General features: G+C 60.3%; 22 protein-coding genes and 2 pseudogenes. 12 read left to right on the top strand and 12 right to left on the bottom strand.

Going from position 1 to position 25,859, the window contains the following annotated elements; genetic code table 11:
- Positions 1-839: 839 nt before the first annotated feature.
- Positions 840-1,814, top strand: a complete 975-nt coding sequence (locus HU739_RS12825; protein WP_186547192.1) for a 2-hydroxyacid dehydrogenase — start codon at positions 840-842, stop codon at positions 1,812-1,814.
- Positions 1,815-1,966: 152 nt separating this feature from the next.
- Positions 1,967-2,476 carry a DUF2165 domain-containing protein gene (locus HU739_RS12830; RefSeq protein ID WP_186547193.1) on the top strand — a complete coding sequence of 170 codons (510 nt, stop codon included), beginning with the start codon at positions 1,967-1,969 and terminating at the stop codon, positions 2,474-2,476.
- 18 nt (positions 2,477-2,494) lie between these two features.
- Here HU739_RS12830 and HU739_RS12835 read toward each other — a convergent pair whose 3' ends face one another.
- Entirely contained in the window at positions 2,495-3,397 is a 903-nt protein-coding gene (locus HU739_RS12835) for a DMT family transporter (protein WP_186547194.1), read from the bottom strand.
- 139 nt (positions 3,398-3,536) lie between these two features.
- Between HU739_RS12835 and HU739_RS12840 the strand changes: the two genes are divergently transcribed.
- Entirely contained in the window at positions 3,537-4,412 is an 876-nt protein-coding gene (locus HU739_RS12840; RefSeq protein WP_186547195.1) for an AraC family transcriptional regulator, read from the top strand.
- A gap of 35 nt (positions 4,413-4,447) precedes the next feature.
- On the opposite strand, the gene HU739_RS12845 is transcribed toward HU739_RS12840, so the two are convergent.
- The 4 genes from HU739_RS12845 to HU739_RS12860 form a co-directional block, all read right to left on the bottom strand.
- Positions 4,448-6,877, bottom strand: a complete 2,430-nt coding sequence (locus tag HU739_RS12845; RefSeq protein ID WP_186547196.1) for a TonB-dependent siderophore receptor — start codon at positions 6,875-6,877, stop codon at positions 4,448-4,450.
- Positions 6,878-7,093: 216 nt separating this feature from the next.
- Positions 7,094-8,083, bottom strand: coding sequence for a FecR family protein (locus tag HU739_RS12850; RefSeq protein WP_186547197.1), 990 nt, complete (start codon positions 8,081-8,083; stop codon positions 7,094-7,096).
- The gene (locus tag HU739_RS12855) at positions 8,080-8,646 is read right to left on the bottom strand and encodes an RNA polymerase sigma factor (RefSeq protein WP_186547198.1); all 567 of its coding nucleotides are present in this window, start codon (positions 8,644-8,646) and stop codon (positions 8,080-8,082) included. Before HU739_RS12855 ends, HU739_RS12850 begins: the two co-directional genes overlap by 4 nt.
- Positions 8,647-8,688: 42 nt before the next feature.
- The gene (locus HU739_RS12860; RefSeq protein WP_186547199.1) at positions 8,689-8,994 is read right to left on the bottom strand and encodes a DUF3649 domain-containing protein; all 306 of its coding nucleotides are present in this window, start codon (positions 8,992-8,994) and stop codon (positions 8,689-8,691) included.
- Between the two features lie 187 nt (positions 8,995-9,181).
- Here HU739_RS12860 and HU739_RS12865 point away from each other — a divergent pair, with 187 nt between their 5' ends.
- From HU739_RS12865 to HU739_RS12880, 4 genes and pseudogenes are all read left to right on the top strand, one after another.
- Positions 9,182-9,670: a sigma-70 family RNA polymerase sigma factor gene (locus HU739_RS12865; RefSeq protein WP_186547200.1), complete on the top strand. Its 489-nt coding sequence runs from the start codon at positions 9,182-9,184 to the stop codon at positions 9,668-9,670.
- On the top strand, positions 9,667-10,599 hold the full coding sequence (locus HU739_RS12870) for a FecR domain-containing protein (protein ID WP_186547201.1): 933 nt from the start codon (positions 9,667-9,669) through the stop codon (positions 10,597-10,599). The genes HU739_RS12865 and HU739_RS12870 overlap by 4 nt, the downstream gene beginning before the upstream one ends.
- A 214-nt stretch (positions 10,600-10,813) precedes the next feature.
- Positions 10,814-13,147: a TonB-dependent Fe(3+) dicitrate receptor FecA gene (fecA, locus tag HU739_RS12875; protein WP_186547202.1), complete on the top strand. Its 2,334-nt coding sequence runs from the start codon at positions 10,814-10,816 to the stop codon at positions 13,145-13,147.
- Between the two features lie 264 nt (positions 13,148-13,411).
- A pseudogene (locus HU739_RS12880) lies at positions 13,412-13,779 on the top strand (endonuclease domain-containing protein).
- Between the two features lie 237 nt (positions 13,780-14,016).
- Here HU739_RS12880 and HU739_RS12885 read toward each other — a convergent pair.
- Positions 14,017-14,424, bottom strand: a complete 408-nt coding sequence (locus HU739_RS12885) for an HPF/RaiA family ribosome-associated protein (protein WP_186547203.1) — start codon at positions 14,422-14,424, stop codon at positions 14,017-14,019.
- Positions 14,425-14,624: 200 nt separating this feature from the next.
- Positions 14,625-15,572 (bottom strand): LysR substrate-binding domain-containing protein, encoded by a 948-nt coding sequence (locus tag HU739_RS12890; RefSeq protein WP_186547204.1) that lies wholly within the window; start codon positions 15,570-15,572, stop codon positions 14,625-14,627.
- A gap of 135 nt (positions 15,573-15,707) precedes the next feature.
- Between HU739_RS12890 and HU739_RS12895 the strand changes: the two genes are divergently transcribed.
- The 3 genes from HU739_RS12895 to HU739_RS12905 all read left to right on the top strand — a co-directional run bounded on the left by HU739_RS12895 (position 15,708) and on the right by HU739_RS12905 (position 19,062).
- Entirely contained in the window at positions 15,708-17,084 is a 1,377-nt protein-coding gene (locus HU739_RS12895; RefSeq protein WP_186547205.1) for an L-serine ammonia-lyase, read from the top strand.
- A 62-nt stretch (positions 17,085-17,146) separates the two neighbouring features.
- The gene (locus HU739_RS12900; RefSeq protein ID WP_186547206.1) at positions 17,147-18,448 is read left to right on the top strand and encodes a serine/threonine transporter; all 1,302 of its coding nucleotides are present in this window, start codon (positions 17,147-17,149) and stop codon (positions 18,446-18,448) included.
- A gap of 296 nt (positions 18,449-18,744) precedes the next feature.
- Positions 18,745-19,062, top strand: a complete 318-nt coding sequence (locus tag HU739_RS12905; protein ID WP_186547207.1) for a DUF3509 domain-containing protein — start codon at positions 18,745-18,747, stop codon at positions 19,060-19,062.
- Here the strand turns inward: HU739_RS12905 and HU739_RS12910 are convergent.
- Positions 19,059-19,559, bottom strand: a complete 501-nt coding sequence (locus HU739_RS12910; protein ID WP_186547208.1) for a phosphate-starvation-inducible protein PsiE — start codon at positions 19,557-19,559, stop codon at positions 19,059-19,061. The two genes, HU739_RS12905 and HU739_RS12910, sit on opposite strands and share 4 nt — an antisense overlap.
- Positions 19,560-19,885: 326 nt before the next feature.
- On the opposite strand from HU739_RS12910, the pseudogene HU739_RS12915 reads away from it, so the two are divergent.
- Positions 19,886-20,140 (top strand): annotated as a pseudogene (locus HU739_RS12915) (YebG family protein); the annotation flags it as partial.
- Between the two features lie 143 nt (positions 20,141-20,283).
- On the opposite strand, the gene HU739_RS12920 reads toward HU739_RS12915, so the two are convergent.
- Positions 20,284-21,303 carry a Glu/Leu/Phe/Val dehydrogenase family protein gene (locus HU739_RS12920; RefSeq protein ID WP_186547210.1) on the bottom strand — a complete coding sequence of 340 codons (1,020 nt, stop codon included), beginning with the start codon at positions 21,301-21,303 and terminating at the stop codon, positions 20,284-20,286.
- Between the two features lie 185 nt (positions 21,304-21,488).
- On the opposite strand from HU739_RS12920, the gene HU739_RS12925 reads away from it, so the two are divergent.
- A complete protein-coding gene (locus tag HU739_RS12925) occupies positions 21,489-22,292 on the top strand; it encodes a SirB1 family protein (RefSeq protein ID WP_186547211.1) in 804 nt (267 codons plus the stop codon).
- A gap of 153 nt (positions 22,293-22,445) precedes the next feature.
- On the opposite strand, the gene maiA is transcribed toward HU739_RS12925, so the two are convergent.
- Genes maiA through hmgA form a run of 3 tightly spaced genes read right to left on the bottom strand, consistent with a single transcriptional unit; the run spans position 22,446 to position 25,708 of the window.
- Positions 22,446-23,084, bottom strand: coding sequence for a maleylacetoacetate isomerase (maiA, locus tag HU739_RS12930; protein WP_186547212.1), 639 nt, complete (start codon positions 23,082-23,084; stop codon positions 22,446-22,448).
- Between the two features lie 11 nt (positions 23,085-23,095).
- Positions 23,096-24,400: a fumarylacetoacetase gene (gene fahA / locus HU739_RS12935; RefSeq protein WP_186547213.1), complete on the bottom strand. Its 1,305-nt coding sequence runs from the start codon at positions 24,398-24,400 to the stop codon at positions 23,096-23,098.
- A gap of 3 nt (positions 24,401-24,403) precedes the next feature.
- Positions 24,404-25,708: a homogentisate 1,2-dioxygenase gene (hmgA, locus tag HU739_RS12940; protein ID WP_186547214.1), complete on the bottom strand. Its 1,305-nt coding sequence runs from the start codon at positions 25,706-25,708 to the stop codon at positions 24,404-24,406.
- Between the last annotated feature and the right edge of the window lie 151 nt (positions 25,709-25,859).

Consider the following 25,859-nt stretch of genomic DNA (forward strand, 5'->3'; position numbering starts at 1 on the left):
GCCTTCGCTGGCAAGCCAGCTCCCACAGGGACAGGGTGAATCTGGCAGAGATGAGTTGGCTATGAGGACGTCATCGCGAGCAGGCTCACTCCTACAGTTGGAATGCATACACCAGTGAGAAACAGGTCGGCTGTCAGGCCGCCTTCGCTGGCAAGCCAGCTCCCACAGGGACAGGGGGAATCTGGCAGAGATAGGTTGGCAGTGAGGACGCCATCGCGAGCAGGCTCACTCCTACAGTTGGAATGCATACACCAGTGATAAACAGGTCGAATGTCAGATCGCCTTCGCTGGCAAGCCAGCTCCCACAGGGGCAGGGTGAATCTGGCAGAGATAGGTTGGCAGTGGAGACGCTTTCGCGAGCAGGCTCACTCCTACAAAAGCAAAGGCAAAGCAGCGCAGCTGCCCGCGGCGAAGCCGCACCACTCAACAATGAGCGTTAGCTCGAGTGCTTTTGATCTTGCTTTTGATCCACGGGCGACGTCGGAAGGCTGAGTGGAGGGATTGATCCGGGCGTGGGAGCGCAGCGACCGTACGACGAAGTCGTACACAGCGGAAGGAGGTGCAGCGAAGCAAACCGGAAACGCTGCGCCCGGATCGATCCCGCAGCGAAGGAACCCGAGCCTGCGAGGGCCGAACGCAGGAGCAAGCCTTTTTGGGTACTTTTTCGGCGTCTGGAAAAAGTGCCTCGCCGTAAGGGCGAAACCGCCAGCAGCCGCTACCGAAGCAACGGATATTCACACCCGACAAACCCAAGGCATGGCCGGCCCAGAGGCCGCCAAGACAACCCGAGCGAGAAAATGTTAGCGTGCTTGCAATCAAGCCCGACGAGCCCAAACCCAATGAAAAAAACAGTCCTGGCCTTCAGCCGCATCACCCCGCCCATGATCGAACGCCTGCAAGAAGAGTTCGACGTCATCGTCCCCAACCCCAAGAACGGTGACATCAACGCCCAGTTCAACGAAGCCCTGCCCCACGCCCACGGCCTGATCGGCGTCGGCCGCAAACTGGGCCGCGCGCAACTGGAGAACGCGACAAAACTCGAAGTGGTCTCCAGCGTCTCGGTCGGCTACGACAACTACGACCTCGACTACTTCAACGAACGCGGGATCATGCTCACCAACACCCCCGACGTACTCACCGAAAGCACGGCGGATCTGGCCTTCGCGCTGATCATGAGCAGTGCCCGCCGCGTCGCCGAACTCGACGCCTGGACCAAGGCCGGGCAATGGCAGGCCAGCGTCGGCGCCCCACTGTTCGGCAGCGATGTACACGGCAAAACCCTCGGCATCGTCGGCATGGGCAATATCGGCGCCGCGGTCGCCCGTCGTGGTCGCTTTGGCTTCAACATGCCGATCATCTACAGCGGCAACAGCCGCAAGCCCGATCTGGAACAGGAACTCGGTGCCCGGTTCCGCAGCCTCGATGAGCTGCTCGCCGATGCCGACTTCGTCTGCCTGGTGGTGCCACTCAGCGAAAAGACCCGCCACCTGATCAGCCATCGCGAACTGGCGCTGATGAAACCGAGCGCAATTCTGGTCAATATCTCTCGCGGCCCGGTTGTCGACGAACCGGCGCTGATCGAAGCCCTGCAAAACAACCGCATCCGTGGTGCCGGGCTGGACGTCTACGAAAAAGAACCGCTGGCCGAGTCGCCGCTGTTCCAGCTGGAAAACGCCGTGACCCTGCCGCACATCGGTTCAGCCACCACCGAGACCCGCGAAGCCATGGCCAATCGCGCACTGGCCAACTTGCGCAGCGCCCTGCTCGGCGAACGGCCTCAGGATCTGGTCAACCCGCAAGTCTGGCGCGGATAAAAAAACAGGGCCAGCGCACAAAGCGCTGGCCCTGGACTTACTCTCGATACATAACTTGCAACCGAACAGCAAAGCCAAATCAGGCAACTGCAATATAAGCTCTCGGCACTTATCAATTTATTGATTGATTAATTGCAAGGAGAGCAAATCCCGTGAACACCCTGACCACTGACAAACTCATTCGTTACAGCAAAGTCATCTTGATGGCTTATATAAGCTTTTTTGGCCTGCTGGTGATGATCCACAACTTCACCGACTACGAGTCCAACTACACATACGTCGCACACATCCTGAGCATGGACACCACCAATGCCAGCGAGAACATCATGTATCGGGCGATTGACTCGCCGATGATCCATCACCGGATCTACTGGTTCATCATTACCATGGAAGTCACGTATACGGTGCTCTGCATCATCGGTACTTACCAGTTATATCGCTACATCGATGCATCGGCTGCGGCATTTCATGAAGCCAAGAAATTTTCGATCATGGGCATATTGGTCGCCCTCTTCATTTATTACGTTTGCCTGCAAACTGTCGGCGTGGAGTGGTTCGACATGGACACTTCGCAATCATGGAATGCCAAGGACTGGGCAAGACATATTGTCGATTTCATTTTCCCGGTAATGATTTATATCACATTGAAAGTTGAGCACTGAACCACAGCGCTCGTTTTATCAAGCCAACTTTCCCTGACGGGCAGACAACAGCTTTTTCGGTTTACGAAACACCAACACGTTGCCCAGCATCACCAACACCAGCCCGGCCAGCGCCGGTGCGGTCCACTGATAACCTTCGGCGAACGCCGATACGTTCAGCGCCACCACCGGGAACAGCACCGTGCAATAAGCGGCACGCTCCGGCCCCATGCGCCCGACCAGCGTCAAGTACGCGGTGAAGCCAATCACCGAGCCGGGAATCACCAGATACAACAACGCACCGACATAACGCGGCGACCAGTCCATGTCGAAAGGAATGCCTTTGACCATACACCACACCGACAACATCGCCGCGCCATAGGCCATGCCCCAGGCGTTAGTGGTCAGCGGCCTCAGGCCGGCCTTCTGCTGCAGACTCGACAACATGTTGCCCGCCGAAAAACACAGAGTGCCGCACAATGCCAGACCGAGGCCGAGCAAGGTTTGCGGACTGGCCTGATGCCCGGCCAGTTCGGGCCAGAACAGCAGGCCCAGACCGGACAGACCGAGCGCGCCGCCCATCAGCACATTGCGCGCAATGCGCTGGCCGAAGAACACTCGCGCATTCAGCGCGTTCCACAACGTTGCCGTCGAAAACACCACCGCCACCAGCCCACTGGGAATCCACTGACTGGCGGTCAGAAAGCACATGAAATTTACGCAGAACAGACACAATCCCTGTGCCACACAGATCAAATGCCCGCGCCGATTCATCGGTTGCAGGCGCCGACTGAGCAGCAACAGCGCAAACAACACCAGCGCAGCAAGACCGAAGCGATAGACAATCGACACTGGAATTTCGACCACGCCCAATTGCCATTTCAAGGCAATCCAGGTGGTGCCCCAGATCAGCACGGTCAGCAGATACAACGACAGGTTCATGACAGACGCTCCTTAAACAGGCCTTGAGTGTCCGCCCGGGCTCGCCTTGAGCGCTTGCAGAATCTTGCGCTTTTGTCTGCCGACAGGCTGGCAGCGCGGTGCCTACGGAGTAGGATGCAAGGCGTTGGAGAGAACGAACATGGCCGCCATTGATACCCTGCAAGTCTTTCAAGCATTAAACAGCTCGCCGAATGCACGCCTGGTGCACAGCGCCGAGCTCGGTGACGGTTTGTCTGCGGCTTTGTGGACCAACCACCACGACGCCCAGGAATACGAAGCGCCGAGTCATCACACCCTCTCCTGCTACATCGCCGGCGGCACCGGCACATTCCGTCGTGGCCAGCCGGGCCATAAGGGCGGGCCGGACAAGCTGTGCATTCTGCCGGCCGATCACGAATCGGGCTGGGTGATCAATGGCGATATCCGTCTCGCGCACCTGTATTTCAGCGCCGAACAATTCGCCCTGGGCTGCGTGACCTTGCTTGATCGCGAACCACGCGAGATGCAGTTGCGTGAACAGACGTTTCTTGAAGATCCGCTTCAGGCACAGCGCTTTCGGCAACTGCTGAACCTGAACTGGGACGAACCGGCCGAGCGCGTGCTGACCAGCAGCCTCGCCCACGATTTGATCAGCCACACCCTGCTCAGCCAGGTTGGCATGCGGCAAGGCCTGCGTCTGAAGGGCGGGCTGGCAGCGCATCAGCGTCGGCAACTGGTGGAGTTCATCGACAATCAGTTGGCCGAACCGATGAGCCTCGGGCAAATGGCCGGGCTGTGTGCGCTATCGGAATACCACTTTGCGCGGATGTTCCGCGTCAGCTTCGGGCTGCCGCCGCATCAGTATGTGCTGGCGCGCCGCCTGAGCCGCGCGCGCGAGTTGTTGCGCGGGACGGCGTTGCCGTTGGGTGAAATTGCGCTGGCGTGCGGGTTTGCCAGTGCCAGTCATTTCACCAACCGGTTCAAGCAGATTTTGGGTGGAACGCCCGGCGAGTACCGGCAGGCGTTTTTGCCTTAGAAGATCAAAAGATCGTCCGATCTTTTGACGTTGACTCAAAACTCCAGAGTGCTTGAAAGCGAAACCTGCCGCGAATCGCCCATCGACACAAAGAAGCGGCTCGCCGATGACGTGTAATAGGTGCGATCAAACAGGTTCTTCACGTTCAACTGAAACTTGACCTTCTGCCCTTCGACTTTAGTGTCGTAAGTCGCAAACGCATCGGCCACGGTATAGCTCGGCAGGTCAAAATCATTCACCGCGTTCCCGGCGCGCTCGCCGACATAACGCGCGCCGGCACCGACACGCAATTGATCGCCGCCGAACACACTGCCGAAGTCATACACCGCCGACAGCGAGCCGGAATTCTTCGCTACGTTTTGCAGGCGCTTACCCTTGTATTCCGGGTCTTCGGTCACTTCAGCATCGGTATAGGCGTAGCTGCCGATCAGGTTCCAGTGCTCGCTGAGCTGACCGCTCAAATCCACTTCGAGCCCGCGTGAACGCACTTCGCCCGCCGCGCTGTAGATCGTCGTCGGGCCTTCGGAGTTGGCCACCAGCACGTTGCGTTTCTTGATGTCGAACAGCGCGATATTACCGGTGATGCTGCCCGGCAAATCCAGCCGCGCGCCCAGCTCCCACGACTTGGCTTCCTCGGGCGCAATGCTGCCGTCGAGCACAGTGCTGCTGCCACTCAGCGGGGCGATGGTCGAGTTGGGTTTGAACGATTCGGTGTAGCTGCCGTAGAACGACAAGGCATCGGTGTAGCGATACACCAGACCTGCGCGCGGCACCCATTTCTGGCCGTTGCTGTCGGTATTGGCCTTGAACGGCACGCCTTTGCCGGCGTACTGGTCGTATTCCTGAAAGCGTCCGCCAGCGACCAGAATCCACTGCTCGTTGAGGTGAATCGAGTCCTGCAGGAACACCGAGTCGCTGCGCAGTTCATCGGTCTGCGCACTGTCGGGTGCGCTCACCGTCGTGCCCATCACTTCGCGGCCATAGACCGGATTGAGGTAACTGAAGGTGGTCAGGCTTTTCTGCCGGATCAGATCCTCGCGGTAGATTTTGCGGTACTCGTCATCGACGCCGAACACCAGATCGTGCTGCATGCCCAGCACATTGACCTTGCCTTCGAGGCTGGCGGTGGTGAAACGATCGGTGCTGATCGCGTTCTGCGTACCGTCCATGCTGCGCGTCAGCGTGCCGTTTTTGGTATTGATCGCGGTCACGCGGACCTGGCTGGCGTCGTAGGTTTCGCGGTTCCAGCTGTAGCCGAAGTGAGCTTTCCAGTCGTCGTTGAGCTCATGATCGGCTTCGAAATGGTAAAGGTCCGAACGCCCTTCCATGTCGTTGAACGGCTCGTCGAGACGCTCCTTGCGTGAGATATCCAGTGGATGATTGGTGCGCGGATCGATCAACGTGCCACGGTCGAACGGGGTGAGGAATTCGCGGTGCTCGTAGGCGACCAACAGCTTGGTGCGCTCGCCGTACCAGGCCAGCGACGGCGCAATCAGCGTCTCGCGGTGCGTGCCGAAATTGCGCCAGTAATCTTCGTCTTCATGATCGAGGACCATGCGATAGGCGAATCCGGAATCGCCCAATGCACCGGTGCTGTCGAACGCGCCGCCGCTGCCATTCTTGCCGTCGCCGTAGGTCGAGCCGCGCAGGGTCAGGGCGTTGTACTGAGTGAGTTCGGGCTTTTTGCTGACCAGGTTCACCACGCCGCCCGGGTCTTGAATCCCGTACAGCAACGAGGCCGGCCCCTTGAGTACTTCGACGCGATCCACGCTGGCGTTCATGCCACGGCCCTGCACGAGCGGCATGCCGTCGCGCATGATTGAGCCGTTGCGGTTGTCGCCGAAACCGCGGGTCATCACCGAATCCTGCGTGCTGCCCAAGGTGTTGCCCTGAGTGATGCCGCTGACGTTGGCCAGCGCGTCATCGAGATTGCGTGGCGACTGATCGCGAATGACCTGCGCCGGGATGACGTTGACGGTCTGCGGAATTTCCTGCAACGAGGCCGAAGAACGCATCACCGAACTGGTCTGCGGCGGCTGATAACTCATCGATTCATCGCGCATCGAGGTGATCGTTGTGGCGCTAAGGTTGAGCGCGCCTTCGGTTGGCTGGGGTTCCAGCGCGAAGGTATGGGGGTCGGTGCGACGGAAGCTCAGGCCGGAGTTGCCGAGCAAGCGTTGCAGTGCCTGTTCGGCGCTCATCCGACCAGTGACCGCCGGGGCATTAAGGCCGTACGGCGCTTCATCGGTGTAAACCACGCTTTGCCCGGTGACGCGGCTGAAGTCGTTCAAGGCTTGTGGCAGCGGCTTGGCGGCCAGGGCGAATGTGAACTGCTGTTGCGGCTGATTGCTGACCGCTTCAGCGGCTACTGCCACCCGCATCGGCAACAGTGCCAACGCGGAAAAACTCAACGCCGACACGCCTAACCACTGTTTGACCGAACCCGATTTTGCCTTGGACTTCATTGCTTGACGACCTGTGTAGAACCGCAACGGATGCGAATGAATCGCAGTTTCAGTCATTACACGGATGGGGCTCGGAGTTACCTCACCAAGATTTCGAAATTATTTTTCGGGAGTGTTGTGTTGTTTGTTCTGGCCCCTTCGCGAGCAAGCCCGCTCCCACAGGGGGAACGCATTTCAAAGGTGGGAGCGGGCTTGCTCGCGAAGGGGCCGGTCGCCTCAACGCAGGATGATCAACTGCCCCAACACCCGATGCTGCTCAAACCCCAACACCCCCTGCAACGAATTGAGCACCGCCTGCGGATCCTTGCTCGGAAAACTGCCGCTGACCTTGCGCGCCGCCAACTCGTCATTGAGCACAACAATCCGTCCCGGGTAATAGCGACGCAAATCTTCCACCACATCGGCCAGGGTCGATTTGTAATACGTCAGCCAACCCTGGCGCCAGGCCAGTTGCGCTTCACTGTCCACCGCATGGAGCTTTTGCGCCGTTCCGTCAGCGTAAGCGACCTGTTGACCGGCGGTGAGAATCTGCAGCGCGCCGTCACGACTGGCGGAAACGCCGACGCGCCCGGACATCACCGTGACCTGCGCACCGTGAGGTTGCAAACGCACTTCAAACTGAGTGCCCAGCACCCGCGCCTCGCCCTGCTGCGCCGCGACCACAAACGGATCGCCGGTGTGGCTGACGCTGAAGAAACCGGCCCCCCGGATCAGTTGCACGCGCCGCTGACCGTGACTGAAATCAACGGCAATCGCACTGTCGGCATCCAGGATCACTTGCGACTGATCGGCCAGCGTCACCGTGCGGATTTCGCCAGGCGCCGAGACGTAATCGGCGCCAAGATCATCGACCCAGCGCTGCGGTTGCCAGCCCGTGCCAAGGCTGACCATCAGCAACAAACACGCGGCCATCGCCAGTGCCCCCGCTGCACGCCGGAGTTGCGGACGCCGCGGCCGGTCCATTGCGTCGAGATACCCTTGCAGCGCAGCCGCTTCTTCAGCGGCAAGCGAGCGCGCCGGGCTTTCGCTCAATTCCCAGATGACCTGCGCTTGCGCATACGCTTCGGCGTGGGCCGGATCGGCGCGCAGCCATCGGCTGAACGTCAGTTGATCGCCGGCACTCGGCCGATCATGCAACAGGCTCAGCCAGGCGAGAGCGGCTTGCTCCTGAGCGGGGGTCGGGGTGACGGAATCGGATCGGTTCACGGTGCTTTCCCTGGCAGGCGTGGCGCGGGTTCGCGCAGGCTGGCCTTGCAGGCCTCGAGGGCGCGCATCATATGTTTTTCCACGGCGCTTTGGGACAGGCCCATGGCTTTGGCGATGTCGGCGTACTTGCGACCGTGAATACGATTGAGCAGAAAAATCTGCCGGGTACGCTCAGGCAAGGCGCGCAGTGCAGCTTCGACATGGCGCAGGTCGTTGCCCGCCTCCAGTGCCGCTTGCGGCTCGCTGCCGTGGCTGTCGGGTTCGTCCGGCTGCCAGCCTTCCTTGACGCGGGCCCGCGTGCCTTCACTGCGCAAATGGTCGATGGCAATGTTGCCAGCGCAGCGCAGCAGATAAGTGCTGAGCTCCTCGACCTGCACCAGTGGCCGGCGCCAGAAACGCAGAAACAGATCCTGGACCAGATCCGCCGCCGTCGCCCGGCAGCCGACACGCCGGTTCACCAGCGCTTCCATTTGCGCACGCTGGGACAGGAACACCTGGAGAAAATGCGCACGGGCGCCACGCGGCTCGTCGTCGCGCGATTCCGGCGGCAGACCAATCAGCATCTCAGCACTGCGCCCAGGCCATCGCCTGCAGGAAGCCCTCTTTCATGCCAGCCCCAGGCCGCGCACAACGCCGGAGACGGTGGCGAGAATCACGCTCGGCACCAGCAAGCCGACCCACGCTGACCAGGCGCTGCGGCAGGCAAAACACCAGAGCGCCGCGACCAGATAAACCAGAAAAGACACGGTCATGCCAGTCACCACCGCCTCGGCGCGGTTCAACGGCAGCCACAGCGTCAGGGTGACGCTGGCCAGCGCCGCGACCAGATAGCCGCCAAAAATCGCCGCCAACACCCGCGAGGTGACCGCCAGACGGTAGGACATGGGAAGCGTGGCGAGTTTGCCTTTCATCTTTCGGCCCTGAAACGAAAAACGCCCGGCCGACAAGCCGAACTACAGGCGAGCAATATTAATGATAAATATTCTCATACGCAAAAGCATCTGATTGCCGGGGACGGCCTCCAGCCCCTACAATGCGAACCGTTCTTGTTCTCTAACGCACGTTCTCTACGCAAGCATTGCGTCCGGAGTCATTTCGTTGCCGTCCGCCCATCCTGTCGAATCGCTTTACCACGCCCACCACAGCTGGCTTACCGGCTGGCTGCGGCGCCGGCTCGGCTGCCCGGACAGCGCGGCGGACCTGGCTCAGGACACGTTCATCAAGGTGCTCACCGCGCGCGAGCCGCCTGTCATCATCGAACCGCGGGCCTTTCTCACCACCCTGGCCAAGCGCGTGTTGTTCAATCACTACCGCCGTCAGGATCTGGAGCGCGCCTACCTCGAGACGCTGGCGCAGCTGCCAGAGATGGTCGCGCCGTCGGAAGAACACAAAGCGATCATCCTGCAGACATTGGCCGAACTCGATGAGCTGCTCAACGGTTTGCCGCGTCAGGTCAAGCGCGCCTTCCTGCTCGCTCAGGTCGATGGTCTGACGTATCCACAGATCGCCGCTGAACTGGGTATCTCGGTGGCCACGGTCAAACGCCATTTGAACAAAGCGGCCATGCGCTGCTATTTCGCCCTGTGAATCGCGCGCCGGATTTCTCCGCGCAGGTCGCCGAACAGGCGGTGCACTGGCTGCTGGAAATGCAGCAGGGCACTCTTACACCGCGCCAGCAACAGGCCTGGCAACAATGGCTGGATGCGCACAGCGAACACCGCCGGGCATGGGAACACATGCAACGGGTCAACCAGCGCTTGCGCGGAGTGTCGTCACCGCTGGCCCACGCGGCATTGAACGGGCCACAGTCCGCCAGCCGTCGGCAGGCGCTGAAACTGCTGCTGATTGTCGGTGCCGGTTCCGCATTGACCTGGAGCCTGCGCGAGCACACGCCGCTGCCGTCGCTGCTCGCCGATTACCGTACGCCGGTCGGGCAACGGCGCAAGATTGCGCTGGGTGGCGCCGATTCGTTGCAACTCAATACCGCCAGTTCGGTCGATGTCGATGCCGCGCGGCGGTCGATTCGGCTGCTGGAGGGCGAAATGCTTTTGAGCGCTGCGACACCGTTCGAAGTAAGCACGGCACAAGGCGTGCTGAAAACCCAAGGTGCGCGCCTCAATGTCCGGCAGTTTGCCGATCGTACGCAGGTCGCGCTGTTCGAAGGGCGAGTCGAATTGACCGCCAGTCAACGCGCTCCCCGGCTGTTACCAGTCGCGCGCCAACTGAATTTCACCACGACCTCCGTCAGTGAGGCTAAACCGCTGGATGCCAACAGCGGAGCCTGGACAGACGGCATGCTGGTCGCCGCGCACATGCGCTTGGGCGATTTCCTCGAAGAGCTTGGCCGCTACCGTCGCGGCCAGTTGAGTTGCGATAGCCAAGTCGCCGATCTGCTGATTTCCGGGACGTACCCCTTGGATGACAGCGAACGGATTCTCGACCTGCTGCAGATCAGTCTTCCGGTCAAAGTGAAGCGTTTTACTCGCTATTGGGTGACCGTCGAAGCCCGGGCGTAAGGCAAAAATTATTGTGGCGAGGGAGCTTGCTCCCGCTGGACTGCGTAGCAGGCCCGTTTTGAAAAGAAGGGCCGCTGCGCGATCCGGCGGGAGCAAGCTCCCTCGCCACAACAGCAGTCGCTGAAAAATATTCGTAAACAGTGAGCCGTTTTTCAGATCTGGCGTGACAGAGAAGGAAAGCCCCCTTGATTCCACCTTCTCAGGATCATTCGACATGCAGCCCACCCGCCTTACGCCACTGGCCCGCAGCCTGCGCAATCTCGTCCTCGGCGCCAGCCTGAGTCTGACCGCCCTGCCCGCCGCACTGGCCGCCGAGACCAAGGTCTATCACATCGCCCCCGCGTCGCTGGAGACTGCGCTCAACCAGTTTGGCCGTGAAGCCGGCGTGCTGATTTCCTTCGGCTCGCAAGTCACCAGTGGCGTACAGAGTCGAGGCCTGGAAGGCAATTACACCGCGCAACAAGGCCTCGATGCCCTGCTCGAAGGCACAGGCCTGCAAGCTCGCGCCGAGGGCAATAATGCGTTCAGCCTGCAACCGGTGGCAGATGCGGCGCTGGAGCTGGACACCTCGAAAGTCGTCGGCGACTGGCTTGGCGATGCGGCGCAGATCAACGTTTTCGAACACCCCGGCGCGCGCGATGTGATCCGCCGCGAAGAATTCGAGCGTCAGGGCGCGACGCAGGCCCGCGACGTACTCAACCGCATTCCGGGCGTTAACGCACCAGAAAACAACGGCACCGGCAGCCATGACATGGCGCTGAACTTCGGCATCCGTGGTTTGAATCCGCGCCTTGCCGCGCGCTCGACCGTTCTGATGGACGGCATCCCGGTGCCGTTCGCGCCGTACGGTCAGCCGCAGTTGTCGTTTGCACCGATCAGCATGGGCAACATGGATGCGGTGGATGTGGTGCGTGGCGGCGGTGCGGTGCGTTACGGCCCGCAGAACGTCGGCGGCGTGGTCAACTTCGTGACTCGGGCGATTCCCGACGAACCAACGGTCAAGGGCGGCTTCCAGACCGAAACCAGTCCATCGTCGAGCCATGACGGTTTCAAGACCAGCGCCAACCTGCTGGCCGGCGGTACCAATGCCAATGGTCTGGGCGGCGCATTGCTGTATTCCGGCACACGCGGCGGCGACTGGCGTGAACACAGCGATACCGAGATCGACGACCTGATTCTCAAGGGCAAATACCAGCTCGACGAGGCCAACAGCTTCAACGCCATGGCCCAGTATTACGAGGGCAAGGCCGACATGCCCGGCGGTTTGAACGTTGCCGACTACGATGCCGATCCGTATCAGTCGACGCGCCCGAAAGACCAGTTCTGGGGTCGCCGGACGATGTTCAACTTCGGTTATCGCTATCAGGAGGATCGCCGCGAGTTCACCGCCAACACCTTCTTCACCAAGACGCTGCGCAGCGGTTATCTCGATCAGGGCACATTCCTTTCGCTGTCTCCGCGCGAATATTGGGTGCGCGGTCTGGAAACCCGTTTCGCCCAGGGCTTCGACCTCGGTTCGAGCAGCCATGAAGTCGGCGTCGGCTACCGCTACATCAACGAGGCCGGCCACGAACTGCGTTATCGCACGCCGATCAGCGCCAACGAATACCCGACCACCAGCAGTCGCAACGACCGCGACACCCGTGGCGGCACCGAAGCCAATGCGTTCTTCGTCGATGATCGCATCGATATCGGCAAATGGACCATCACCCCCGGCGTGCGCTACGAAATGATCGAGTCGCAGCAGACCAACAACCTGACCAACGTCAAATACAAGGGCGACTACAACACTGCGCTACCGGCGCTGAATGTGCTTTATCACCTGAACGACAGCTGGAACCTGTACGCCAACACCGAAGGCTCGTTCGGCAGCGTGCAATACAGCCAGATGCCCAACCGCGTCACCAGCGGTGAAGTGAAACCGGAAAAAGCGCGCACCTGGGAACTCGGCACGCGTTACGACAACGGTGCGCTGCGGGCGGAAATCGGCGCGTTTCTGATCAACTTCGACAACCAGTACGAAAGCAACCAGACCAACGACTCGGTGATCGCCCGTGGCGAGACCCGGCATCAGGGCATCGAGACCAGTGTCAACTATGCACTGGATGACTTGAGCCCGGCGCTGGCCGGCTTCGACGTCTACGCCAGCTACGCCTACGTCGACGCAACCATCCGCGAAGACGGACCGAACAAGGGCAACCGCGTGCCGTTTTCCTCTAAACACAAAGGCACGGTTGGCGTCGGTTATACTGAAGGGCCATGGAAACTGAATCTGGACAGCAGCTTCCAGAGCGACCAGTTTGCCGACAACGCCAACACGTCCAGAGAAAGTGCGGATGGCAGCACCGGCAAGATCCCCGGTTATATGCTGTTCAGCAGCCGCGCCGGGTATGACTTCGGGCCGCAGCTGTCGGATCTGAACGTGGCGGTGGGGGTGAAGAACATCTTCAACACGCAGTACTTCACGCGCTCGTTCGATGACAACAACAAGGGCAAGTATGTGGGGGAACCGCGGACGGTTTATGTGCAGACGTCTGTGGCGTTCTGAGACCGAAAAAATCAACGTCAACAGCCCCTCATCGGAACGCCGCCCGCCTAACCCTCTCCCAAAGGGAGAGGGGACTGATTGGGGGGAATTTCAAAGATGTGTCGATCTGAGAGTACTATTTTGAATCCATGATCGACGCGGTATGTCAGGTCGATATACATCCCGCTGACAACGTGGTCGGCTCCCTCTCCCTCCGGGAGAGGGCTGGGGTGAGGGTTCTGGGCTACAGTTAAATATCAAACCACTTCACAAGGACCGTGAAGCATGCAAAATCGCCCCACCCTCACCCGATTCGCCCGCCAGCTACGCGTCAAACAAACCGACTGCGAACTCCTGCTCTGGCAAAAGCTTCGCGCCCGGCAAATCGCCAATCTGAAATTTCGTCGTCAGTATCCCTGCCCGCCCTATGTGCTCGATTTTTACTGTGCCGAGCTGAAGTTGGCGATCGAGCTTGATGGCGGCCAACACCATGAATCGCCGGGAGTGATCCATGACCGGCGCCGGACGGGTTATTTGAATCAAAAGGGTATTGAAGTCGTACGTTTCAGCAATCTCGAAGTGATGAGCAAATGGACGATGTGCTGGAACAGATCATAAGAATTGCAGCGAATCGAAAAGCGCCCTCACCCTAGCCATCTCCCGGAGGGAGAGGGGACTGACCGCGTTGTTTTAGCGAGTTACGCCGACATGAGATATCGAGCCGAACTCAAGTTTTGAAAGCAATCGAGTTCGGCCCCCTCTCCCTCTGGGAGAGGGCTGGGGTGAGGGTCTGCTTTATCACGCCAGACTCTAAATCCAGCCGCAAAAAACAAAAACGGGCCTGCAATCGCAGGCCCGTTCTCATTGGGGTGGCTTATGAAATCAGCGCATCAACTGTTGATCGCTGCCTGTTCGTTCTCGAGAAATTCTTCCTCCAGCAACCGGTCATTCGCTTTGCGCTCGAATGGCACGATGGCGGCGCGTGGTTTGCCTCGTTTTTTGCCGAAATGGTGTTCCAGGGCGTGCTCGAGTTTTTCGGCAGCGCCGTCGATCGCCTGTTCCAGCGAATCGGCTTTATGGGTCACGGAAATCGGTTGGTGGCCTTTTGGCCGCGCTTCCAGTTGGCAGCGCAAGTCATGGGGACCTGGTTTCTCACCGTTCTCGTCGCTCAGGTGAACTTCGACACGGGTCAGGTCTTCTTCATAACGTTCGAGCGTGCTCTCAATAGTTGTACGTACCCACTCCTCCAGTCGCTTACTGCCTTGAATATGGTTATCGCTGTTGACTTGGATTTGCATAGTTCATCCCTTATTTCAGCTAGCTCGCAAGGGGCCTGGAACAGGATTTCGTGACCCCTTGATTACAACAATCGGCCCGAGCGGCGAACATTTCAACCCCTGAAAAAAGATAAATATTCATTCGCAAAAAAAGCCGGACAACCGAGCGAAGCGCTGGTAAGGTCGGGAGTCGGGTCGCCTCGCCTCTTGGCAAAATCTGCTCATGACTGCCCGTCATTCAGCGGGTGCAAACTGCGAAAAATGCCCGCCTCTTCTACCACCCAGTCATGCACCGCACGCACGCCCGGATGGCTCAACGCCCCCGGCGCATACAGCAACACATAGCGTTTGTGATTGGGCACGGACAGCCCGAACGGCACCATCAGCGTGCCGCGTTCCAGTTCATCGTTGAGCAAGGTACGTCGTGCGATCGCCACGCCCATGCCGGCGATGGCGGCTTCGATGGTCAAGTGATTGCGGTTGAAAGTGTGACCACGCCGGACATCGGCGCCCTCGAAACCGATCGCATTCAAATAGAATTCCCATTCCGCATATTCGTAACTGCCGCGCCAGGCGGTGATGTCGTGCAGCAACGGAAAATGCCCCAGATCCGCCGGCCCGTGCAGTGGCGGTCGTCCGCGCAACAGGCTCGGCGCGCACACCGGAAAGATCTGCTCATCAAGCAAGGCTGTGGATAACAATCCCGGATAGCTGCCATCGTTCAGGTCGATCGCCAGATCGAAATCGCCCTCGTGCAACGGCACGCTGCTGTCCTCCGCCACGAGGCGCAACTGGATGTCCGGGTAGCGCTGTTGCAGGCGCGGCAAGCGCGGGGTCAGCCACTTGCTGAGGAACGACGGAATCGAACGCACCCGCAAAATCCCGCTGATCATGCCCGCGTCCAGCCGGCGCAGTTCGGCATCGATACTGCCGTAAGCCTCGTTGACCGTCATCGCCAGCCGCTGCCCTTCTGCACTGAGCTCCACGCCGCGTGCCCGTCGATGGAACAGCCGGAAACCCAGGCGCTCTTCCAACTGGCGGATTTGCTGGCTGACCGCGCCCGGGGTGATGTGCAACTCCTGCGCGCAACGGGTGAACGACAGGTGCCGCGCGGCACAGGAAAACACCTGCAGCCAGACGTAGGTCTGCGCGTGCAATTGACGACTCATTGTTTAGTCCTGCTAAAGGCTTTCTTAGGAAATTTCGTTGGTCACGTAGGACCGAGGCAGGCAGTATCGCCGACATTGCGCTTGTCCTACAAAAAATGGCAGCGATTCCTCTTCCATTGCTTGTCAGGGTTTAGCATGGCTATCAGCGTTTTCGATCTATTCAAAGTCGGCATCGGTCCGTCCAGTTCCCACACCGTCGGCCCGATGCGCGCCGCCGCAACGTTTGCCCAGGCCTTGATTGATCAACATTTGCTCAACGACGTACGGCGTGTGGAAATCCGTCTGTACGGCTCGCTGTCGGCTACCGGCGTCGGCCATGCGACTGACCGCGCCACAGTCATGGGATTGATGGGCAAATGGCCGGACAGCATCGATCCGTCGACCATCGATCCGCGCATCCGGCAACTGCGCGAGGACGGTCAACTTCGCCTGGCCGGCCAGCACTCGATTGCCTTCAACTGGCAAAACGATCTCCTGCTGCTGGACGAGAGCCTGCCCTACCATCCCAACGCCATGTCTCTGACAGCCTTTGGCGAAACCGCGAAGCTGTGCGAGCAAACGTACTACTCGGTGGGCGGCGGTTTCATCATTGAAGCGGCCGAAGCCGAATCCGGCGTCGCGCCGGCCAGTGACGTGGTGCTGCCTTACGACTTTTCCAGCGCCGCCGAACTGCTCTCGCTGTGTAAAAAACACAATCTGCGCGTGTCCGAGCTGATGATGGCTAACGAGCGGGCGTGGCGCAGCGATACCGAGATTCGCCAAGGCCTTTTGCACATCTGGTCAGTGATGCGCGAGTGCGTCGAACAAGGCCTGCGCCACGAAGGCATCCTCCCCGGCGGCCTGAATGTTCCGCGTCGTGCGGCGAAACTGCACCGAAGCCTGCTGGAAATCGGCAAACCGAATGTCATCAGTTCGACGCTGTCGGCGATGGAGTGGGTCAACCTGTTCGCCCTCGCCGTCAACGAGGAAAACGCTGCCGGCGGGCGCATGGTGACCGCGCCGACCAACGGTGCCGCAGGGATCATTCCGGCGGTTTTGCATTACTACATGAAATTCAATCCGGATGCGTCGGAGGATGACGTCGTCGCGTTCTTTCTCGGCGCGGCCGCCGTCGGCATTCTGTGTAAGAAGAATGCCTCTATCTCCGGCGCCGAAGTCGGCTGTCAGGGTGAGGTCGGATCGGCCTGTGCCATGGCCGCCGCAGGCTTGGCCGACGTACTTGGCGCCACCCCGGAACAACTGGAAAACGCCGCCGAAATCGGCCTGGAACATAACCTGGGCCTGACCTGCGACCCGGTCGGCGGTCTTGTTCAGGTGCCGTGTATCGAGCGCAATGCCATTGCTGCGGTGAAAGCCATCAATGCCACGCAAATGGCCCTGCGCGGCGACGGCAACCACTTCATTTCCCTCGACCGGGTGATCCGCACCATGCGCGACACCGGCGCCGACATGCACGACAAATACAAAGAGACTTCACGGGGCGGCCTGGCCGTGAGCTGGGTGGAGTGCTGAGGAGCGTCCCCTGCCGTCCGTAACACGTGAGCCCGAGCAAGAATAATAACGAGGCGATACCGATGACCGATGTACGTACACCTGCTGCCGAAAATCCCGCTGTACCGCGCACAGAAAAGACAGAAACGGCCGACAAGGGCTGGAGCACATTCGACACCACCTGGATGCTGGGTCTGTACGGCACCGCCATCGGTGCCGGCACCTTGTTCCTGCCGATCAATGCCGGAGTCGGTGGATTCTGGCCGTTACTGCTGTTGGCCGTGCTGGCCTTCCCGATGACCTTCTTCGCGCACCGGGGCCTGACGCGGTTCGTGTTGTCCGGACGCTCCGGGGACATCACCGAAGTGGTTGAAGAACACTTCGGCATCGGCGCCGGCAAATTGATCACGCTGCTGTATTTCTTTGCGATCTTCCCGATCCTGCTGGTCTACAGCGTGGCGCTGACCAACACCCTGAGCAGTTTCCTCGAACACCAATTGCAGATCGCCCCGCCGCCACGGGCAATCTTGTCGCTGGCGCTGATCCTCGGTCTGATGGTTATCGTGCGTTGCGGCCAGCGTGTCATCGTCAAAGCCATGAGCGTGCTGGTTTATCCGTTTGTCGCGGCCTTACTGCTGCTGGCGTTCAGCCTGATCCCGAACTGGAACGGCGCCTTCTTCGCCAGCGCTCAGGAGGCCATGCCGCTGTCGGTATTCCTCAAGACACTGTGGCTGGCGATCCCGGTGATGGTGTTCTCGTTCAACCATTCGCCGATCATTTCCGCCTTCGCTGTCGATCAGAAACAGCGTTATGGCGCGCAGGCCGAACGCAAAAGCAGCGGCATCCTCGCCATGGCCCACGGCATGATGGTCGTCACGGTGATGTTCTTTTGCTTCAGTTGCGTGCTGGCGCTGTCACCGGCGGATCTGGCGGCAGCGAAAGCGCAGAATATTTCGATCCTGTCGTACCTGGCCAACCACTTCCAGACACCGGTCATCGCTTATGCCGCACCGCTGATCGCGCTGGTGGCAATCACCAAATCCTTCCTCGGCCATTACATCGGCGCCAGCGAAGGCTTTCAGGGCCTGATCGTCAAAAGCCTGCGCAGCCGTGGCCGGGTGATGTCGGCGAGCTGGCTGAACCGCGCCACCGCGCTGTTCATGATCCTCAGTTGCTGGGCCGTAGCCACGTTCAACCCGAGCATTCTGGGGATGATCGAGACCCTCGGCGGCCCGGTGATTGCCTGCCTGTTGTTCCTGATGCCGATGTACGCCATCCGCCGCGTGCCGGCCTTGCGCCAGTATTCGGGCCAGGTATCCAACCTGTTTGTGGTGCTGATCGGCCTCATTGCACTGTCAGCGATCATCTACTCATTTCTGCCCTGAAACAGGCCAGATAAAAAAGGCGAACCTTGGCGGTTCGCCTTTTTCATGCCCGTGTTCATTGTTCGACAATTTTCTCGGCACAGCCCTTGCTACTTCCCTGCTGGAGCACCGAATGACTGCACTGATTTCATTCACTGATCGAAATCAACACAGCCAAGCGCAAAAGATCGCAGCCTTCGACAGCCCCCCACATGAAGCAACGCTACAGGCCACGGAATGCCGGTGATCCGGTTTGGCGAACCAAATCGGATCATGGCCGGTCAACAACTGCACGTTCAATCAGGCGGTGACGCATCATGGACAACCCATTTCAGATCATTACCGATGCCTTCGCGCCGGACTATCAAATCAACCTGAGCATTCAGGGTCTGGACGGCAGCATCATGCTGACCCTGTCCAACAGCGGCCGAATCGTGGCCAAACGCATGATCAGCGCCGAACAGCGCAACGATCCGGAAAGGTTGAAACGGCTGGTGCAGAGCATCCAGTTCGGCATCGCCATCGAGCAGGGCCACAGCGCCATGACGATTCTCGAAGCCATGACCAGCGGCGCCGGGCTCACCCCGCCGCCGCCTCGAACCAAAGGCCCGCCGGGTCAGGCGGCGGGCCTTTAAAGCTCGCCTTTTTCGACTTCGGGATGTTCGCTGGAACCGGCGCCCAGTTTGCGTTGCGGTTTTTCAATCTTCACCGAAGGGAACTGCGACGAAGCGTAACGCACCACAAGGATGGCGAAGGCCAGCAGCAAAATCCCGCCGCACAGGTAAATGATGCCCATGTCCGGCGGGTTGTGGTGCGAGACATTGGAAATCAGCAGACGGGTCAGCGCGGTGATGGCCACGTAGATCAGGAAGCGCACCGGCATGTGGTTGGTCTTGAAATAAATCCCGACCATCGCGCCCAATTCCAGATAGATGAACAGCAACAGGATGTCATCGATCTTGATGTGGCCTTCCTCGAGCATCCCGAGAAACTCCATCACTGCCGCCCACGCCGTCACCGCACCGATGGCGAACAGCGCCAGGTAGTGAAAGGTTTCGACGAACAGGTTGCCCAGGGACTCGGCCAGTTGGTGCACGTTTTGCCGCAGTTTCTCGGCCCAGTTGATTCTCACGATGATGTTCCTTAGCCCGATTCGAGCGGATGATGCGTGTTGGACGTGACGGTTTTGCGCATAGGCCCTTCTGCGATTTTTTCATGCAGATTCAGGGCCATGCATCATGGCGATCCGTTGCAGATCCCGCGCCGTGGCGTTTGGTCGCACCGCCTGTGGCAGCGAGGCTGCTCGCGAATGCCAATGACACGCCCCCTGACAAACCGAAAATCCGGTCTACATTGAAAAGCCACTACCCATGGCGCAGGGATTCGCTTATCCTTTTCGCTGTATATGGATACAGTAGTCGTCAAGACAACTTAACGTGAAGGCATGTGAGGTGGTGAATGGCCGTCGAAGTGGTATACCGCAGCAGCCGAGATCTGGAGCGCTTGTTCATGGATAAAGCCGAAGCTGACCGTCATGACAAAATGCTCGAACTGGCCGAATATCTGGCCGATGTGCTGCAAAAAGCCGTTCCGTCCTTGACTGAACAGCAAGTGGAAGAAGCCGGGATCTACATGGCGAAGAATCGCGATGTGTTCGCCCGGGCGTTCAAGAGCCAGCCCGATGCGCTGTCGGAGCTGATCAACGCACCGGCTGAACCGGTCGAGAAAGCGGACGAGGCTGAAGCGGCAGAAGCACCGGTGAAACCGGTCAAAGCGGCAAAGGCAGCGAAGTAATCGAAGCCCGAATTGAACAGGCCCTGAGTCGAAACGCTCAGGGCCTTTTTGATGCCTGACATTTATCGATACAAAACCTTCTCGGCCAACTCGTCTGCCACCCGCGCCGGCGAACGCTTTTCTGCTTGCGCGTGGGCGAAGACTTCGGTCAATCGCGAACTGATTTTCGACAGGTGCGCGGTAATGGTCGGCAATTCTTCACCGCGATGTTTCAGCGAGACGTAGATCAGGCCGCCGGCATTGATCACATAATCCGGCGCATAGAGAATGCCGCGCCGCTCCAGTTGGTCAGCCACATCAAGATGCGAAAGTTGATTGTTCGCCGAGCCGGCCACGGCCGAGCAGCGCAGTTGCGCGACTGTGTGGCTGTTGAGCACACCGCCCAGGCCGCAGGGCGCAAGAATGTCGCAGGGCGTGCTGAGCAGCGCATCATTGGCAATCGGGTGGGCGTTGAGTTGCTCCATCGCCAATTGCACCTTGCCGTGGTCGATGTCGCTGACCAGCAGCTCGGCCCCGGCCGCGTGCAGTTGCTCGGCCAGCGCATAGCCGACATTACCCAGGCCCTGAATCGCCACGCGCAACCCTTCGAGGTTATCGCTGCCCAGCCGCGCCATGGCCGTGGCGCGAATGCCGGTGAACACGCCCATCGCCGCGTGGGGCGCAGGGTCGCCCGCGGAAGTGGTGCTGGTGACGTATTGCGTCTGTTGGGCGATGCAATCCATGTCGGCCACCGAGGTGCCGCTGTCGATGGCGGTAATGTAACGGCCATCGAGCTGATCGATGCAGCGGCCGAATGCTTCGAACAACGCTCCACGGTTTTCTACATGGACCGGGCGCACAATCACCGCGACTCCACCGCCCTGTGCCAGACCGGCCAGCGCCGCTTTATAGCTCATACCCTTGGCCAGGCGAATGGCGTCCTCGACGGCTGATTCGTCATCGGGATAGGCAAGGTAACGACATCCGCCCAGGGCTGGCCCGAGACGGCTGTTATGGATGGCAATGACCGCCTTCAACCCGGAGACCGGGTCCACGCTCAGGTGCAGCGATTCCAGGCGAGTGCTTTGCATGAGAGCGAACATCATCGGGCTCCCGAATCACTTCTTGTAGAACGCCAGTATAGGCTTGCCCCTGAAAATTGCTGGAGCGCGCCGGAATAAGCGACCCTGCACAAACTGCCTTTGCGGCATATCCGGCATGCCACGCCGCCGGCGACTGGACGAACGCCACGGACGGGGCTAAAACGAGGCATTCGAGGGAGATTTCGATGAGTCCGCGCCAAGGTTTTTTCGAGTGTCTGCACCGTTCGCCGCCGGCGCTGCTGGAAGCCGCGCTGTGGATCGCCGCCGAGCACGACAAAGCGGTGGAACCGCAAGCACTGCTGCAAGCGTTCAAGGCACTGCAACAACGGATCAGTTACGGGTTGCCAATGCTGCCGGTCAGCGAACTGGCGCAACCGCTGCTGCGCCGCATGGTCGATCTGGGATTTGCTCAGGACGACTTCCTGCCGCTGCGCCCACAGGCGGCGCTGGTGCATCGCGTGTTAGAGACGCAACGTGGCCAGCCGTTGGCATTGGCGCTGATTGCGCTGGAGCTGGCCCGCGGCCTGGAAATACCGCTGGTCGGGGTCAACTTTCCCGGGCATTTCCTGCTGCGCGTACCCGGTGCCGATCACCTGCTCGATCCCTGCGGTGGGCGCCGCCTGTACCCCAATGACTGTCGTGAACTGTTGCAGCGCCAGTACGGGCCGAACCTGCAACTAAAAGCCGAGCACCTGCTGACCGCGACACCGGTGCAGATGCTCCAGCGCCTGTCGCGCAACCTGCGCCAGCTACACCTGACCCACGATAACTTCATCGCCGCCCTGATCGACGCCGAGCGCGTACTCGAACTGGGCGACGCCACTGCCGCCGACTATCTGGCCCGGGCCAGTCTGTATCAACGCCTTGATTGCCCGAATGCCGAACGCTTCGACCTGGAGCATGCGTTGCTGCTCAGTGACGATCCGATCCAGCGCCTGCGCCTGACCGAACGACTCGGCCACCTGCCGCCCAACTCCGTCGTCCACTGAAATACTGTTGTGCAAGCCCAATGTGGGAGCGAGCCTGCTCGCGAAGCGGACGCCTCGGTCTGACTGACCGCGTTAGCGTTCTTCGCGAGCAGGCTCGCTCCCACAGGGTTATCTTCAACAGGGTTATTTCCTAAAGGGTTATCTCCTGCAGGGTTATCTCGGGGTGTCGGGCTGGTTGGCGGGATGGGCCTTGATGAATGCGGGGTGTTCGGCCGCGAGCGCGGCGACCCGGCGGATTTTCGGATAATGGTCGAGGCTCACATTAAACCGCTCAGCCGCGTACAACTGCGGGATCAGGTACACGTCCGCCACGCACGGCCACTCGCCGAAACAGAAACCGCTGTCACCGATCAATTGCTCCACCGTCCCCAGCCCTTGGGTAATCCAGTGGTCGATCCACGCCGTCACCTGCGCTTCGTCGTGCCCCGACTGACGCAGGCGATTGAGCACGCTGACGTTATGCAGTGGGTGCACGTCGCAGCCGATCACCGCCGCGACACCGCGCACCTGCGCACGCGCCACCAGATCGTCCGGCAACAACGGCACCTGTGGATAACGCTCCTCCAGGTACTCGATGATCGCCGGTGACTGGATCAGCAATTCGCCGTCATCGCTGCGCAAGGCCGGCACCCGGCCCTGTGGATTGATCGCCAGGTACGCCGCTTGCCGATGCTCGCCACCCGGCGGCGCGATCAGGTTGATCGGCAACGCCTGATAATCAAGGCCCTTGAGCGCCAGCGCGATTCGCACGCGGTAAGACGAGGTCGAGCGGTAGTAGGTATAGAGATCCATGAGCGGCTCCTTCAGCGCGCCGCGATCACGGTGCCACGGCATTCGCCGAAGCCGATCGAGGCATGGCCGTCACGGGCGCAACGCGCTCGCAGGATGATTTCGTCACCGTCTTCAAGGAATTTGCGCACCTCGCCGGAGGCCAATTCGATAGGCTTTTTACCGCCCTCGGTGATTTCCAGCAGGCTGCCGAACTGACCGTTTTCAGGGCCGGACAAGGTCCCCGAGCCAAACAGGTCGCCGGCCTGCAACTGGCATCCGTTGACGCTGTGATGCGCGACCATTTGCGCGACAGTCCAGTACATGTAGCGAGTGTTGCTGAGGGTCAGGCGATGGGCCGGCAGATTTTGCTCGCGCATGGCTTCGGTGAGCAGCAGCACTTCCAGTTCGATGTCGAAGGCGCCACCGTCCTGATCACGCTTGTCGAATAGGTAGGGCAGCGGCTGCGGATCGCCCTCGGGGCGCGCCGGCTGCGCCGTGCGGAATGGCTCCAGCGCTTCGGCCGTGACCACCCATGGCGAGACACTGGTGATGAAACTCTTCGACAGGAACGGCCCCAGCGGCTGGTACTCCCAGGCCTGGATGTCGCGGGCCGACCAATCGTTGAGCAGGCAGAAACCGGCAATGTGCTCGGCCGCATCGCCGATGGCGATCGGCTCGCCCATCTCGTTGCCCGGGCCGATCCAGATGCCCAGCTCCAGCTCGTAGTCCAGGCGCGCGCAGGGGCCGAAAGTCGGCTCGTTCTGGCCGGCCGGCAGGGTCTGGCCTTTCGGTCGACGCACCGCGGTGCCGGAGGCTCGCACGGTGGAGGCCCGACCGTGATAACCGATCGGCACGTGCTTGTAATTGGGCAGCAGGGGATTGTCCGGGCGGAACAGTTTGCCGACGTTCTGCGCGTGCTCGATACCAACGTAGAAGTCGGTGTAATCGCTGATCCGGGCCGGCAGGTGCATCTGGCAATCGGCAGCCAGCGGCAGCAGTTTCGCGCCTTGTGCTTCGATGTTGCCACGCAGGGTACTGCCTTCGCTGAACAGTTCGAGCAGGCGCGAGCGCAGGGCAACACGCGCCGCACGGCCCAGTTCGAAGAACGCGTTCAACTGCCCTCCGCGCATGGCTTCGACGGCGCTGCGCGCAACGCCATCGAACAGACCGGCCTCGAGCGCTACTTGCAGATCGAAGATATGTTCGCCAATCGCCACGCCCGCGCGCGGCGCTGAATCGTTGATGCTGAACACCCCCAGCGGCAGGTTCTGCAGCGGGAAGTCACTGTGGCCGTTGGCCGAAGCGACCCAACTGCGGGTAATGGAAGGCTGAGTCATGGGTTATCTCCGGGTCGGGTCGAACGTGGCGGGCAGCGTGGCCCAGCAGGCGTCGTAATCGGGTTGCAGTTGTGGGCAGTCGAGGGCGAAGCGGCTTGGGCGCAGCACCTGGCTGGTCTCGAACATGAAGGCCATGGTGTTGTCGATCTTCGTGGGCTTGAGCTCGGCATTGATTGCTTTGGTGCAGGTTTCGCCGTCCGGGCCATGGGCACTCATGCAGCTGTGCAGCGAGGCGCCACCGGGCACGAAACCTTCGGCCTTGGCGTCGTATTCGCCCTGAATCAGGCCCATGAATTCGTTCATCAGGTTGCGGTGGAACCATGGCGGCCGGAAGGTGTTTTCGGCGACCATCCAGCGCGGCGGGAAGATCACGAAGTCGAGATTGGCCAGACCGTGCACGCTGGTCGGCGAGGTCAGCACGGTGAAGATCGACGGGTCCGGGTGATCGAAACTGACCGTGCCGATGGTGTTGAAACGGCGCAGATCGTATTTGTACGGCACGTTGTTGCCGTGCCAGGCGACCACGTTCAGTGGCGAATGATTGAGTTCGGTTGCCCATAGCTGACCGAGGAATTTCTGCACCAGAGTGGTCGGTTGCTGGAGGTTTTCGTAGGCCGCGACCGGCGTCAGGAAATCCCGCGGATTGGCCAGGCCATTACTGCCGATTGGCCCCAGATCCGGCAGGCGCAGCGGCGCACCGTGGTTTTCGGCGAGGTAGCCGCGCGCCTGTGGGTCGAGCAATTCGACACGAAATTTCAGCCCGCGTGGCAGCACGGCGATTTCCAGCGGCGCCACCTCCAGCACACCCAGTTCGGTGGCGATGCGCAGACGACCCAGTTGTGGCACCAACAGCATTTCACCGTCGGCGTTGAAAAACACCCGCTCCATTGATCGATTGGCGGTATAGCTGTAGATGCTGATGCCGGACGGTTTTTCGGCGCTGGCGTTAGCGGCCATGCTCACCAGGCCGTCGACAAAATCGGTTGGCGCGGCAGGGATGTCCAGCGCATTCCAGCGCAGACGATTGGGGGTCACTTCACCCAACGGCCCTCCCGCCAGTTGCCGCTCCAGTTTGACGAATGCCGGGTGATTGGCCGACGGCTGGATCCGGTATATCCAGGTGCGCCGCGCTTCGCTGCGGGCCATGGTGAATGCGGTGCCGGAGAACAGTTCGGTGTAGAGACCGTAAGGAGCTTTTTGCGGGGAGTTCTGGCCAACGGGCAGCGCGCCGGGCAACGCTTCAGTGCTGAATTCGTTGCCGAACCCGGACTGATAAGCCAGGTCCTGCGCGGTTGAATCGAGGTTCATGGAGCCTCCTGAACAGGGAGTCGGCAGTGGCCCATCGCTCTGGCTCAGAGGTTTCGGCACGCCGGGGTTGTTATTATCGTAATTTGATTACGCATAACGTAATTTGCTCGCTATCCAGCGTCAAGCTATAAAGACGCCCATTCGAACCGGA

Source organism: Pseudomonas hamedanensis (assembly GCF_014268595.2).
Lineage (GTDB): Bacteria > Pseudomonadota > Gammaproteobacteria > Pseudomonadales > Pseudomonadaceae > Aquipseudomonas > Aquipseudomonas hamedanensis.